This is a genomic window from Pseudalkalibacillus hwajinpoensis, assembly GCF_039851965.1.
Taxonomy (GTDB): domain Bacteria; phylum Bacillota; class Bacilli; order Bacillales; family Guptibacillaceae; genus Guptibacillus; species Guptibacillus hwajinpoensis_E.
This window is the reverse complement of the sequence record NZ_CP156674.1, coordinates 3126007-3141184: the sequence shown is the minus strand read 5'-3', so window position 1 is coordinate 3141184 and position 15178 is coordinate 3126007. Positions and strand designations below refer to the sequence as shown.

The 15178-nt window shown below is 36.0% G+C and carries 11 protein-coding genes and 1 pseudogene; 3 read left to right on the top strand and 9 right to left on the bottom strand.

Going from position 1 to position 15178, the window contains the following annotated elements; translation table 11 throughout:
• Positions 1 to 13: 13 nt before the first annotated feature.
• The 3 genes from ABFG93_RS16250 to ABFG93_RS16240 form a co-directional block, all read right to left on the bottom strand.
• Positions 14 to 895, bottom strand: a complete 882-nt coding sequence (locus tag ABFG93_RS16250) for a carbohydrate ABC transporter permease (RefSeq protein WP_347549058.1) — start codon at positions 893 to 895, stop codon at positions 14 to 16.
• Between the two features lie 77 nt (positions 896 to 972).
• Positions 973 to 2307, bottom strand: a complete 1335-nt coding sequence (locus ABFG93_RS16245) for an ABC transporter substrate-binding protein (RefSeq protein ID WP_347549057.1) — start codon at positions 2305 to 2307, stop codon at positions 973 to 975.
• A 147-nt stretch (positions 2308 to 2454) separates the two neighbouring features.
• Positions 2455 to 3525 carry a LacI family DNA-binding transcriptional regulator gene (locus ABFG93_RS16240; protein WP_347549056.1) on the bottom strand — a complete coding sequence of 357 codons (1071 nt, stop codon included), beginning with the start codon at positions 3523 to 3525 and terminating at the stop codon, positions 2455 to 2457.
• 192 nt (positions 3526 to 3717) lie between these two features.
• Between ABFG93_RS16240 and ABFG93_RS16235 the strand changes: the two are divergent.
• A pseudogene (locus tag ABFG93_RS16235) lies at positions 3718 to 4277 on the top strand (transposase); the annotation flags it as partial.
• A gap of 78 nt (positions 4278 to 4355) precedes the next feature.
• On the opposite strand, the gene ABFG93_RS16230 reads toward ABFG93_RS16235, so the two are convergent.
• A complete protein-coding gene (locus ABFG93_RS16230; protein ID WP_347549055.1) occupies positions 4356 to 5354 on the bottom strand; it encodes a hypothetical protein in 999 nt (332 codons plus the stop codon).
• A 231-nt stretch (positions 5355 to 5585) separates the two neighbouring features.
• Between ABFG93_RS16230 and ABFG93_RS23140 the strand changes: the two genes are divergently transcribed.
• Together ABFG93_RS23140 and ABFG93_RS16225 are read left to right on the top strand one after the other, a co-directional pair.
• Complete coding sequence (locus tag ABFG93_RS23140) at positions 5586 to 5795, top strand: hypothetical protein (RefSeq protein ID WP_431522097.1); 210 nt, start codon at positions 5586 to 5588, stop codon at positions 5793 to 5795.
• The gene (locus ABFG93_RS16225) at positions 5738 to 6673 is read left to right on the top strand and encodes a tyrosine-type recombinase/integrase (protein ID WP_347549054.1); all 936 of its coding nucleotides are present in this window, start codon (positions 5738 to 5740) and stop codon (positions 6671 to 6673) included. Before ABFG93_RS23140 ends, ABFG93_RS16225 begins: the two co-directional genes overlap by 58 nt.
• A 391-nt stretch (positions 6674 to 7064) precedes the next feature.
• On the opposite strand, the gene ABFG93_RS16220 is transcribed toward ABFG93_RS16225, so the two are convergent.
• The 5 genes from ABFG93_RS16220 to ABFG93_RS16200 form a co-directional block, all read right to left on the bottom strand.
• The gene (locus tag ABFG93_RS16220) at positions 7065 to 9452 is read right to left on the bottom strand and encodes an AAA family ATPase (RefSeq protein WP_347549053.1); all 2388 of its coding nucleotides are present in this window, start codon (positions 9450 to 9452) and stop codon (positions 7065 to 7067) included.
• Positions 9449 to 10156: an ABC-three component system middle component 1 gene (locus ABFG93_RS16215; protein ID WP_347549052.1), complete on the bottom strand. Its 708-nt coding sequence runs from the start codon at positions 10154 to 10156 to the stop codon at positions 9449 to 9451. The genes ABFG93_RS16220 and ABFG93_RS16215 overlap by 4 nt, the downstream gene beginning before the upstream one ends.
• Complete coding sequence (locus tag ABFG93_RS16210; protein ID WP_347549051.1) at positions 10153 to 11556, bottom strand: ABC-three component system protein; 1404 nt, start codon at positions 11554 to 11556, stop codon at positions 10153 to 10155. The genes ABFG93_RS16215 and ABFG93_RS16210 overlap by 4 nt, the downstream gene beginning before the upstream one ends.
• 349 nt (positions 11557 to 11905) lie before the next feature.
• Entirely contained in the window at positions 11906 to 13096 is a 1191-nt protein-coding gene (locus tag ABFG93_RS16205) for a GIY-YIG nuclease family protein (RefSeq protein ID WP_347549050.1), read from the bottom strand.
• Positions 13097 to 15178: a DEAD/DEAH box helicase gene (locus ABFG93_RS16200; protein WP_347549049.1), complete on the bottom strand. Its 2082-nt coding sequence runs from the start codon at positions 15176 to 15178 to the stop codon at positions 13097 to 13099.

The following is a 15178-nucleotide window of genomic DNA, read 5'->3' as shown; positions in this document are numbered from 1 at the left end:
TATATCTTCCTCTCTATTTCTTGTTAGCCTTGAACATTGCTGTTAAGAAGTATGAACTTATTACTAACAAGAGAATAATGAATATTACTGCCATTGCACTTGATTCTCCAACTTGCCCATATCTAGTAAGTGTTTTGTACATGTAAGTGCTTAATACTTCTGAAGAATTTGATGGTCCACCTTGTGTTAACACCCATACAATATCAAAGGTTCTAGCAGCATCAACGGTTCGAATTAGCACAGCTACAATCATTACTGGAAACAGCGAAGGTAGCGTCACATAAAGAAACGTTTGTATTTTATTCGCCCCATCAATATCGGCTGATTCATATAGTGTTTTAGAAATCCCTTGAAGTCCTGCTAATAAAATTAACATCATAAATGGAGTTGTTAACCATATATCCGCGATTATTGTCGACAGTAAAGCAAACCTCTCATCTGATAACCATTGAATTGCATCTCTACTTGAAGTAATGTTAAAATCGTAAAGTAACTTATTAACTATTCCAAATTGGTTATTTAACATGAATCTCCAAATTAAACCTGTTACTAAAGGGGCTATCATTAACGGAGCTAACATTATTGTTCTTACAATACCATGCCCTTTAAAAGCAGTATTCAATAACAAAGCAAAAAATAATCCTAGTACTAATTCGAAACCTACTGCTACTACTACATAAATGAGTGTGTTCGTTGTTGTATCAATAAATCTTTCAGATCTTATTGCCTCAATGTAATTACTCAAACCGACAAATGTACCTTTACCTTGAGCAATCATATCGATTTCAAAGAAACTATCTCTAACTAGAAAGGCTACAGGAAAGAACAAAAAAACTAACATAAAAATTGCTGCAGGAGCGAAAAAATATATGGAAACTCTCGATTCTTTTGTCATACTATCACTCACTCATTTCGATAATATTTATTTAAATGGATAGGGATGGTCCCCTACCCATTTAAATTTAGTTATCTCTAGTTCACTATTCCTTCAATTATTTCCTTCGCTTCGTCTAAGGCTTCTTGCGGTGTTTGCGAACCACTAAATACATTCTGAACTGCTGGAAGTAGAGCTTCGCTTTCAATCTGCTCCCATTTGTCGGTTGATGGTCTATTTTGGGTTTGTTTTCCGTTTAATGTGGTAGCTAATTCGTTTAAATGTGCAAATTCCTCTTGTTGACCGTACTCTTCGAAGACTGACTGTCTAGCAGCAACCCCTAGAGCATCTGCATACAATTCATTATTTTCGTACAAAAATAACAAATATTCTTTAGCAATATCCTTTTTCTCTGATGAAGATGGAATTACCTGATACCAAGGTCCAGGAACAACACCTATTCCACCATCTCCTGCAATCATCGGAGCCGCACCTACATCCCCGGCCACATCTGATGTATCTGGATCATTTGAAGGAACAAAGAAATGCCCCCATGCTAACATCATTGCTAAATTACCATTATAAAATAATTCTGATGTTTCTGCCGAAGCTGTTTCCAGAACCCCTTCTGGAACTACACCTTCCTCATTCACTAAATCATTAAGAAATTCTAAAGCTGCTACATGGTCGTCGTCGTTTACAATAACTTCACCAGATTCATCAATCACTAAGGATTCCGCTCCAGCCTGAGCAACATGGTCTAACCAACTCGCCACTGAATCACCTGACGTGGCTCCAAAAACACTAGTACCATATAATTCAGGATATTTCTCATTTTTCCCAAAGAAACTGGCTACATCCTTATATTGATCCCAAGTTTCTGGAGGTGAAAGCTCATACCCGAATTCCTCAGAAAATTCATCTTGATTATTAGAGTCATTAAATAAATCTTCCCTGTAGAGTAGAATTTTAGAGTTTGTCCAAGTAGGGAGCCCATAAACATTTCCATCCATTGAAGCCCCGTCTATTAAACCAGGGAATAAATCGTTCTCCATTTCATCAGTTATTTCTTCTTGAATTGGCTCTAAGCCTTGGTAAAGCGCCGGTAACCAAATGGTATCAATTGTTGCAACGTCGAAGGCCCCCGCACCAGACGTTAATTCTGTTCTCATTCTGTCATATACACCTGAATATGGTACAGACTCGATGATAACTTCATAGCCAGTATTTTCTTCGAACTCTTCTTTTGTAAGCTCTGCAACTGTTTGAGCTGGACTACCACCTTCAACAAGAACGGTTAATGTCTGATCACTATTACTTTTATTTGTATTATTACTGACTTCATTATCCGAACTACAAGCAGATACCAACACAATAAGTAATAAAATACCAATTAGAAATGGTGATTTCCTCAAATTAATTACCCCCTTCATAATACACCCTCCATAATAAATATATTTTTAAATGGTACTGCAAAAAATTACACCCCCTTTAATTAATATACTTTTTCTTATAACTACTATTTTATACGAATATAATCGTTTACGTAATCGATTACGTAAATCGTAAATAAAACCAATTTAATATGAGGATCTTTTTAGATTTTCGGTCTTTAATTGAATTTGGGCGCAATCAGAGTTGGGATTTTTTATTCTGTTCAGAATCGATTCCGCAGCTCGCACACCTATATCAAATGCAGGTTGTTTAATTGCTGACAGGGGTGGAGTAGTAATTTCTGTCCAGTCATAATTGTCATAACAGATAACAGCAATGTCTCTTGGAATTTTCATTTTCTGTTCTTGAATACATAAAATCGAACCCATAGTCATTATGTTGTTCGCTATAAATAAAGCATCGATGCCTTTTGATATTAATTGATTAGTAAGATCATATCCTGATTGAAAAGAGGACTCACCAAATAATACATAATTGGGATTAAAACTTACTTTATTATTTGATAGTGCAGCCTTGTATGCTTCAAATCTTTCATTATTAGGGTTAAAATATATGTTGTCATTTTTTATTCCAACTCTGAAAGCTTCAAATTTTTCAATAGAAGTAGTTATTCCTAAGCCAGAACTTAAAAAGCCAATATTATTATAACCAGATTGAATCAAATCAGTGACACCTTCATATGTCCCTTGAAAATTATTTACTAAAACATAATCTCCATCATAACCAATAGGCAATCTATCAATCATTACTATTGGGAAGTTACTATCAACCGTGTCTTTTATGTTCTTAAAGTCTTCGTTTGTAGGAGCCAAAATTAAACCATCAACTTGTGTATTAAACATTTTTATAAGGTTTAATTCTTGTTCGGGATCTTCTTTTGAATTACTTAATATTAAATTATACCCCTCATTTTTTAATTTTTCCTCGATACCTTCTGCAATGTGCATAAAAAAAGACTTTGAAGTGTCCTCACGTTTTAATGGAATTATAAATCCTATTGTATTTGTCCTAGCACTTCTTAAACTTCTTGCTACAGAATTGGGTTGGTAGTTAAGTTCCTTCATTACCTCATTCACTTTTTTTCTAACTTCTTCAGATACATATCTAGTTTTATTAATTACATGTGATACTGTTGCAGTAGATACTTTAGCTTTCTCAGCAACATCTTTAATACGTACACCTTTTTTATTTTTCATACTAATCACCAAATCTCATATGTTATAAAATCGTTTACGTAATCGATTAACTAAAGTCATTATAAATTCAAAACCCATTTGATGTCAACACTTTCTTGTAAGTGCTTTCATTTTTTTTATAAAGGTGATTGCTACAAGTGAACTTTTATTAATACTTCACACCCAATTCCATTTATTTTTTCTTGACACAGTATCAATGAACGTCTTCCGCTTCCCTCTTTGAGCTTTCAGACAATGGATGCTGGCTATGATTACGACCCAATCTATGAACAAGTGCATCAAATGGGACAACAATCTGTCATTGCTTATAACAAGAAAAATGAAAGTGAACCTGTTGGCTTTGATAAGCATTTTGCCCCGTGACCTGTTTCAGGGAACACTCTTACCGTTATGATAGTTTTGATGCCAAATATGAAACGTTGAAATACACAAGACCAAAAGAGTGTAGTGAATGTCCTCTAGCAAACGAAGGTATCTGCCAAAAGGTTTATAAAGTAAAAATAACAACAGATCTCAGAAGATATACAGCACCAGCACGAGGATCAAAAGCATGGAAAACAATTTTCAAACGCCGTAGTGCAGTTGAACGCGTCAATGCTTACTTAAAAGAATACTTTCAACTCAACAATGTTCGTAATCGTACAGGTAAACGCACAAAAGTTCACTTTGACATCGTAACGCTTATTTATAATGCTTCAAAATTGGCTGCGGATCGTATCAATACACTGTTAAACCAGCAACAAACTGCTTAAAAGAATTTTTCAAACTGTATTTTTCTAATTCTGCAGGTCTTTATATTTTTAAAAAGAGCAATTATGAAATTGATTCATTTATAAAAAAAATGATTCTTTTTTTATTTCACCACACCTAGAAGAAGATTTCTCACCTTCCATATCCACTTGTTTTGTTTTCTTCTTACCCGTATAAAGCCCAATCTTCTGCTGTTGAATTTCTATGATACTCCTTACAATTGCTTGTATCGAAAAAATGAGAAGAACATATAAAACAAGAACTGGTGCAATGAGCCAATAACGCTCAGTCATGATCCCCATACGCATGGTTTCGAACATAGCCGTCCATTCGTAGGTTAATGACTGTAAAGCCTCAGTCCTACCCCTGAGCCCTCCTCCTAACAAAATTCTAAACACTCCCAAATGCAATAAAACTTGAAGAGCTTGAATCATCTGTTGTCCAAAAAGTTGGACCAGCTTTGGAAAGAGATGGACTGTAATATGTCGAAAATAGAGTCTACTCTTACTCCTACCTAATAATATTGCTGCTTGTGCATATTCTCTTCTCAGAATTTCATCAGCTTCACGACCAATTGTATTTAATACAACAGGGACAGCAAACAAAATGAGAATGCTAACTTCCAAAACGATATTTGAGACCATAACAGATTCAGCTAGAACCCTTTGGCCACTATTAAAAATCAAGACATTCACTAACAAGATATACGAAATGAGAGAAAGAGGTAGGAATTGCATCCCATCAGCAATGTTATTAATGATTCTTTTCGAACGATTCCCTAACCAAAACATATAAGGTATTGAGAGCGCATACCCAATGAGAACTCTTAAAAACGCAATTAATGCTGTAACAAGAACTGTGTACTTAGCACCAACGATTAACATACTTAAAATAGGATGACCATGCGTATCTGATCCTAACAGTAACACTCCGTCACCTGGCGGATGAGGTGGAGCATGATAAGTCCCTTGTTCATCTTTACCATTGATAACAAGAACTTTCGTTCGTATAATAATATAAAGAAGGAAAAATCTGTTATAACACCTTACAAAAAACCTTTTAGAAAATTGAAATTTCAAATCGTAGCTTATGCTAAAAATATAACAATGAATTTAAAAATGATGAATGCTATGGAAATCATTCACCTTTACTTTAGGAATAGACTTCAAGGTGTTTTACGAGCTAGGTAACAAGTGTTTTCAAATAGGAAAGAAGTTTAAACCAACCAAAAGTACTGATCATATTATTCAGGTCTATTAAAGTATTAGTAGGAGGTATTTAATTTTGGAAGTTATCAAAGACGATTCCAGATTGAAATTGAGGCTGGTGAATACATTGCTCCTAACAAAAACTTATTTAGTGACTTCGTCCAGGAATGGTACAAGCGTTACGCAATTAAAGAACTATCGCCGACTGTTGTTAGAAACTACATGAGCTCTCTAAGGAGTCACATCCTCCCTGTGTGTTTGGCTCTAAAAGAATTGGAGATATTAAAACAATTCAAATCATACGGTTTTTAGACGATAAAGCAACCGGCGAGAATGAAAGAAAAGACGGACGTCCAGGTAAACTCTCACCTGATTCTATCCGGAAATTTTATGATGCGCTATGTAATGTATTTAACAGAGCATACGAGTGGCGTATTATTAAAGATAATCCAATGACTGGTGTTAAAAAACCAGCAGTAAAGCAAAGAGAAATGAGGTATTACACTAGTGAGGACCTTGGAGGAGTATTTGAAGCTTTAAACCAAGAATCACTGATGTGGCGTGTATATTTTTTAGGAGCTTTATTTGGTGGATTTAGACGAGGAGAATTAACAGCTCTTGAGTGGTCTAACATTGTATTTGATACTAATGAAATAGAAATTATAAATAACATTGTAGGTAGCGAAAACGGTCAGCCTATTATAAAGGATCCCAAAACGAAATCATCTAAAGCATCAGTCGCCATGCCTGAGTGGTACATGGAGTTATTAAAAGAGTACAAAGCTGAGTGGTTAAAGGAAAAAGAAAGCGCAGCTGATTATTGGGAGGGGAGCGATCGTCAGTATCTTTTCCACAAAGGATTAGGAAGTCCGCTCTATTTTACGACGCCTACAACAAAGTGGAGTCGAATAGTTGAGAAATACAAGTTGAAAAAAATTCGTCTTCATGACTTACGCCATAGCATGGTCGCTCTTTTAATGGAAGAAGATAACGTGAATTTACCAGCCATTCAAAAACGAGCCCGTCATTCAAGTTCGAAAATCACTTCAGATATCTATGGACATATTTCTAAAAAAAGAGCTACTCAAACAGCCAGTCAATTCGATAAATATGCACCGAATAAAAATTTGGTCAACAAACTAATAATTGTGGTGTGTATACTAAATTGCATACACAAGAAAAACCCTTGATACACAAGGGTTTTTAAGATGGAGCATAGCGGGCTCGAACCGCTGACCTCTACACTGCCAGTCACGATTTCTTAGTTGGATAGATAGTGATAAGGGAGAAAAAAGACCGGTATAATAGAATTTCTTTATATAGGTGTATGATTAATTATGATTTCAAAAAGTAGTTGTTGAGGAATTCGGTCAACAATTCGTCAACAACTATAGTTAATGATTGTTCTGAAATTATCACCTTGCTAAGGTGGTAAATTTGGGTGGAATGCCGCCCATGGATTCACCATTATAAATAAAGCAAAATAGAGACGAATTACGTGGTTTGCTAGTAAACAATAGCATGTTTAAAAAGGTATAATCATAAATGAGCTAAAGTATACCATCAATAACTTTTGATTTTTTAATAAACGCTTCTATAGAACAATTCTTTCACGTTATGACTTTTTACATCATAACCATATTTAAGATATTTATACCTCATAAACATTGATATTTTATCTTCATGAGTTGAAATAATTATTTGCTTGTCTTTAAAATCGTTTCTTAACATTTCTACAAAGGACACCATGTTCATATCATCCATGGTTTGAAGAGGATCATCTATTAAAAGAGTTAAAAATCCTTTTTTACTATAGACTTTGTTTAATGCCAATGAAAAAGCAAGTACTGTTGCTGAGAGTTGACCGGAACTAAATGAATGTAAAACATCATGATCTGTAGTAGATGGAGGGATAAAATTAATTGATTTCAACTCTGATTCACCGGATCTTGGATTGTTACCCTCTTTAATGAACACTCCCATACCACGCTGATGATTTTGAATTATTTTACCACTATAAATATAAAAAGGTATCTCGACGTCTTTAATCATTTTTGCTCTATGGGAGTTAATTTGCTTAGTATATTCAATAAGAATTTCATCAACTTCTTTAAGTAGTTTTTCTACTTTATTTTTTCTCATGTCTAAGCTTTTATATCTACTAAAAGCTTCATTCGCCTTCAAATAATTTAAATATTCTAGATAACTCTTTTTTCCATTAATTATTTCTTTGGTCAAACTTTTTACAATATCGTCTCTTTTTTTAAACACTTCAGTGTATAGGTGCTTATGCATAATCATATTATCTTTCACAACATCACTAACCTCAGATTTATATGATAGCAAGCTTAGTCTGAGTGCTTCGGTTCTCAGTTCTAAACTATCTACAGGGTTCTCTGATCTGTTCACATATTCTTCTAGATTAATACCTAAATTATCAAACCATTGTTTAACTGTATTAAAATTAGTGACTTCTTCAATATGTTCTTCTAGTTGTTCTACGAATAAAGAATTTATGTTGTAAGTTGATCCTTTTTCTAGTAACTTATTTATGACTTCTAGTATAGAATTAATTCTTTCTTCAAATAAATATTTCTTTTTCGCATCTATTTCAGCAGTAGTCTCGTCATATAAAGATTTGTAGTAAGTAGTTTGCTTATTATAGTTGTGAAATAGAGTAGCTTGATTAGACCACTCCTGTCCACAAAATGGACAATCTAGTTTGTCTTCCTCATCATTAATATTCTCAAGATAATTTCCATATTGGCTTTTTAGATTCTCCCTGACCTCATTTAAATTCTCCACTATGGAAGCTAAATTAGTACTGTTGTTGTTAAGGATTTTGATTTCCCTTATTAAATTAAGTATCTCTTCTTTACTAAACTGTAAATCTAGGACTTCAAAAATATAGTCCCAATCCAATTCCTTATCAAATAATTCTCTTTTCATTAAATTATCCTTTATTACCAGTAATCGCTTCATCACCTTATATTTACTTCTAATACGATCCATATCGTTATAGAAATTCATACATGTAATTACAGCTTTTAATTTACCCTCATTTTTAGCAATTTTTTCAATATTTTCATTTATAAGTTCTTTTTTAAAATCATTAAAATTGAGTACTAGAGTTAAAATATTATTTAATTCTTCGAAGAATCGAAACTTGTCGTCATTTCCAATAGGTTCATTTACTTGATCCCAATAAACATTGCGAGATAAATCTTCTGGAAGCACCCTATGATAAGTTACTTCCTCTTTTGTTTCTGGTACAGTTCTATCGGCGTCAAAGTACCTTTGCTCGCTATCCATATTGTTAGAAAGCTCTCTAAATTCATTTTGTAGTTTGAGTTTAACTCTTTTCAGTAACCCCTGCTGCCCAATTTCTTTTTCTATATTGAATAACTTTGATATTGAATCCATTCTTTCAGACTCTGTCAATTTAAATAAGTGGGAATAGTCTTCTTGTTCAACATAATGGTACATATTAAACTTTTCTGATACTTTAGCTACATTTAAATAAGAATTAATTTCTAAATCATCAATCTGTACTCCTTCAGTTACTTGATCATTGAATTCTTCAAGTTTATATAGTTTATATTTGGAGAATTCTTCTGGCCGTTTATCTCTATTGCGTAAACCTTCTAACTCAGTTAAAGCTCTGGCTAAAGTAATTGTATTTGTAGTGTCTTCTATGTCTTTAAACTCAACTTTAATTACTGTTTCTTGATTTTGGTATTTACTTAGTAATATATCGTTAAACCCTTTGGAACCATGTACAATTTGAGTATTTTTTATTCTCCTAATTTCCCCTGTGACTAATAGCTCTATTGCATCAAAAATTGTAGTTTTTCCGAAGCCGTTAGGTCCATCTAAAATATTGAGATGACTATTTTCAAAAGAGAGGGTGGCTTCATCAATAGTTTTAAAGTTTTTTATGTACACTCTATTAATTACTAAACCACTCATGAATCTCCCTCCTTTATGACTTCATACAATTCATCAATGTCTAACTGATCTGTTGAGGAATCGAAAGTTAACTCATCTAATAAATTCAATTTAGTTACATCTAAATTACCTCTAATTTCTTCTTCCAGATTCCTCACATCTCTGTCACCGTATACTATCGTCAAAAAAGGGAGTTTAATAAAGTATTTTGAAACCAAATCATACTCCAAGGTTGCTTCATTATTCTCATTATTTTTAAACATAGTAAACGTTTCAGAATTGTGTAGTATTCTCCTCATATAGTTAATCAACTGATCTGGTTCATTAATATTATTTGTATTTTTTGTTAGTATATCCAATTGCTCACGCCCATATGGTAATACATATTTCTTAAAATCATATGGATCCTCTTCTAAATCATAAATAATATTACTAATTTTACTTAATTCACTCTCTCCATCTATATTTAGTACTACCAATAAAGATAAGTTTTTGTCCAACCCTAACAACCCTTCATAACCTGTAAGAATTTCATCCTTATAAACGTCAATTTGTTCTTTAAATTCACTCAAATTAAAATCAGATATAGACTCGAAAACTACTAAAAAGTAGTCAAAATAATTTTCTGTATTTCTCTCAGCGAAAAAGCCATTACCAGGATCCATTATTCTGTTATCGATAAAAAATTCATTGGCTGCAAAAATTTTTGATAGCAAATTTATCATTCAAACTCCTCCACAATTTCATCAATTTTCACAAATTCTATCTTCTTTGGTTCCGTTATATTTTTTCCTTGCTCATCATACAATTCTGGATACTCACTTTTGTAAGCTGAAGCAAGGTCTAAAATATTTCCATTGTATACCCCAGATATATGAGTGTTAACAAGATTATTAACATCATATAGCAAGGGCAATAATTCATTATGCATTTTAATGTTTTCACTTATCTTTCTTCCCAATTTATCAATAATATTTTTTGTTTTTCTGTTATCAATTGTAGTAATTAGGTAATTGTAACTTTCCTTATTTAGTATGAATAGCTTTTCATAAGTCTCCGGACTATAGCTCAAACAAAGTACCAACCAAAATAAGTTATATTTCAAACCACCTTCATTGATAAGTGTTACGTAATCCTCAATGTTTAGGTGTGTATCATTACTAATAGCTTTACTAGGTGATATTTTTTTAAATAAAGTTAAAACTTGATTATTATCTAACTCATCTATGAACTCCCAGCTTTTATTCCAAACTTCTACCTGTTCCTCTGTAAACTCCCCTTCAACTTCATCTAAAAAATCCAAAAAATGTTTGTATAACTGATCTTTTAACATATGGGCTAAGGTATCCGGTGTAAGCTCAAAAATATTTTTCTTCGTTAAAATTTCAAATAATCTGCTGAAAGAGATTATTGGTGGTTCTTCACTCGATTTACACTTATGATGGTGAGCAATTATATTGTTTATTTCTGAAATGAAATTCAAATATATGTAATGAACATTCTCTATATAGAAGGCAGGATTATTTTCCATCTCACTATTGCTGTTTTCAAAGAAAATCCTTATTTGATTTTTAATTTCTTTTTCAGTATCCTCTAAATCAATTACCGTGTTAAATGATTCACCTTCTGAAACATTATAAATAAACCCCTCATATGCTTTGTCATAAAAATCTTTCTCAAATAAATATCCCTTATATGAATCTTGAGCATCTTTTTTACTCTCCGGGGAGTACTCCTCCAGTATCTTCTTTAGATCTTGCTTTGTAGTAGATTCAATTTTGCACACAGTATGAAGGTAACTATTAGATATTTCATATTTAGATGTTTTACCTAAAAGGTCCAAAATAGCTGATTTGTACTTCTTTATGTATTTATTATCCTTGTATGATTTAACTTGGTGTATTGACTGATACTTATCACCATTCAATATAGAAAAGTCTTCCAAACTTTCAATTTCTAATTTGAATAAATCAATATTTTTCTCCTGTTTGTAGATTTTCATTTCATTAATCAATGCTAAGGCTGTATATATCGCTACTTTTCCTTGATATGCATAACCACTCCAAGATGAAGTAGCATTATGCCTATCTAATTTATCTATTATTTGGGTTGTCTTTTCGTCCACATTATCCCTCCTTTATCGCTGTACAGAGTGGATTAATCTAGTAATTTAAATACTATTAAAAAAACATAAACATTTGGAGCTTGTGCTCCTCACTCAAACCTTGCTTTAAACAATTGTACCATTTATTGGTTGTATACCCATAAAAAAAGTGTTTGAATTTTAAATAATTCAAACACTTTTTTATAGGCCACGTTCATATATCAAGTGATAAAAAATATGAACAATGGGTAAGAAATTTCCTTTATATTCATATCTTCAGAAATCATTATTAGGTAAGTCATAAAGTGCTACTTGTAATACGCACAATGTCGTCTTTCCCACCTTTCATCATCTAAGCATCACTCCTCAATTAAGAAAGTACAACCAAACTGGCTGTCTCAGGATCATAGACCACATTGGTAATCGAGCCATCTTGAATACGACGAACCGCTTCGTCAATAACATGCAGCGGCACAAGGAACCATTCCCTTGGTTTTACAACGTGGCCAAAACGGTCATTGATGGTGAGGTCGAGTTGAGCCGGTGCAAATATCCGATGGAATATACGTTCTAGCTTCATACGGTTGATACTCGCCAGTTTGTAGGTAGCAACCAATTCAACATTCGCCAGCAGATAGGTCGGATCGTTCTCCGCATTGGCTATACGAGTTTCAACTCTGCCTCCTGTTACACCAATTTTGTGAATCATTTTACGGTGCTCAACAACGGAAGGATGATTAGAAAAGCTGCGAAGTACATAGATAGTACCACTTTCAACATCCCCTTCGTCCCAGGATGAACTAAATAAAGGCCCGACATCGTAATCGGGTTCGGTCAAGCGACGCCCAGCATCGTCTTTGTACAGTGCACGCTGCAAAGACCTGAGTAGGAGATTACTTTCGGTGCCGTTGGAGTAAATCACTCTAAGACGAGCATCAGGATGACCATTCGGCGCTTTAAATTCGTCTCCTTTTTCAGCTACATAGACAAGTTGCCCTCCCAAGATAAAAAAGTTCCCCCTATTAATGCTCGCATCCTTACCAAATGGTCTAGTTTGGCGAACGCCAGAATTGAGTTCGCTTTCAGCATGCTCAAACAATGGACGGAAACGATCGAATTCCTCACACTTTTCACGTTTTGCAATTTCTTCAGCTGCTTGCATTTCTGCTCGAGAGCGGACATGGCGCAGATCTGTAATACCGGAAGAAGGACCAGCCGCGTCTTCGAGTTCTGCTAGTAGGGCATCGTCATCTACCGCTTCCACTTGTGTAACCTGCGCATTCTCTACCCTATTCAGTAGCCCTTGGTAATCGAGTGATGCAAGAAGAACAATGCATTGCTCCTGCTCAAGCAGGCGATCGAGACGCAAGGCATATAATCTCTCAAAGATGTCATTATCTACACCATGCTGCGGAGCACGCCCATGGTACTCCACAAATCGCTGGATTTCCTCAAACCCCGCTATGATACGCTCCTCACGTGGCGACTGAGAGCCTTTCATCGGTAAATCCTGATCCACATCAAGCTCCTTGAGTAAGTCGTCATCAGAAAGCTTAGTCATTTAATTCCCTCCACTGGCTTCTGCAGCCTTTTGCTGCACTCGATACCGTTTCAAGGCTACGACTCCTTCAGCCATTCGCTTCTCCCATGCATCTTGCGCACTTATTTCCGGTAGTCGCCCTCGTTCTTTCTTGAATTGCAAAGCTCGTTCAGCCAACCCTCTGGCCTCATCGTAAGGAATGCTTACACGCTTAGCCGTAATTGTAGCCGCAACCTCTTTTAGGCTATCCTCGCTCATTGCTTTAGCAAGGATCGCGTAAGCTTTGCTGAATGGATTAATTCGATCGATTAGATCGATGTCCAATTCGCGTACGTCCATCACAAAATTACGTACCCCATCAATAAACGCAGTATTAGCGGTCCGTTCGCTGTTGCTCCCTTGGCCGCCAAGAGCAGTTTGCTTGGCCTTTTGTGTCAGGTTAAGGGCAGCGATGGCATGCTGGCGTACAGCTTCCTGATCCACTATGTCGAGGTCTGGATACTTCTCTTTGATAATTTTCCCCATACGAACTTGAGTCAATTCTTCTGGCACCACCTCGTGATCAAATAAACCACGTTCGATAGTGGTCTTGTCCTGAACAAATGTCGAGATCACTTCGTTTAGGTCCTCGCGACATATACGCACGGCTTCCTCACTCTTAGGCTCGTAGAGACCCTTGATTTCAATCTGCATCTGCCCAGTTTCGTGGTTGAATCCGACATTGCACTTTCCTGAGTTATAACCGCCATCACCATAGTCTAACCCATGAACAGGACCACTCTTTGAATTTTTCGGTTTGAACTCGAAGCGAGGCGCAAGGACTTGCTCCATAAGCAAGCTGGCAGCAATTGCCTTCAAGGTATCGTTGACGGCCTCGGTAACTGCCTGCTCTGAGGCATCGAGTTCGGCGATCAGATTGGTAAAGCGGGCACTGGTTTTACCGGGAGCGTCGCGGGTCGCGCGTCCAATGATTTGCACTATTTCAGTGAGACTCGCCCTATAGCCGACAGTTAAGACGTGTTCACACCAAATCCAGTCAAAGCCTTCCTTCGCCATGCCAAGTGCGATAATGATATCAACATGGTCGCGGTTGTTCTTATGAACAGGGTCTTTCAGCGCGGTAGAAACCCGGTCACGTTTGGTCGGATCATCATCTACAAGATCGGCTATCCGAAGGATTTGGCCACCTGGCGTCTTGACTATCTGGAATCCGGTCGCAGGATCGGTACCTTGCCATTCACCCAGTTCTTCTAATATATGTTCGACCTCCCTAATCTTGTCCTTCGTGCTCTCGCGCGAGTTGACGTTGGGGATGTGAATGATGGTCTTCTCGGCAGGGTCGAGCACCTCCAGTATGTCATCGGTATATGAATAGGAATAGAAAAAATAACCTATGTCAAGTTGCTTAAGATACTCGTAGCCATTGAGTTGCTCGTAATAAGTATAGGTGACGGTAGCGAACTTTGACTCGTCCTGCGGGGTCAGCACTGCTTCAGCATCCCCCCGAAAGTAGGAACCAGTCATCGCCACGATATGCACGTGATCCCGTTCAATAAACTGTCCAAGATACAGACCAAGTTTGTTTTCAGAGTTGACTGAAACATGGTGGAATTCGTCCACAGCAATCAACCTATTGTCGAAGGCTTCCACTCCGAATTTATCGACAGCGAAACGGAAGGTAGCGTGGGTGCAGACCAATATCTTGTCGTCACTTTCAAGGAATGCGCTCACCGAATTAACCTTACCTCCATAATCCGCGCTAGAGGCGTTACAAAGGTTCCATTTCGGATCCACACTCCAGTCTGTCCAAAAGCCAAACTGGCTCAGCGCTTCATCATTGAAACTCGAACCAATGGACCTTTCAGGTACTACAATGATTGCCTGCTTAAGCCCTTGATTATAGAGCTTGTCAAGAGCGATAAACATCAGTGCCCGGCTCTTACCAGATGCAGGCGGCGATTTAATAAGCAGATACTGTTCACCGCGCTGCTCATAAGCCAGTTCCTGCATCGGTCGCATACCTAGCTCATTGGCTTTGGTCGATCCTCCGTTCCGAGCGTAGGAAACCGATATGGAAGGGATTGATTTATTTCTGTTGGTCAT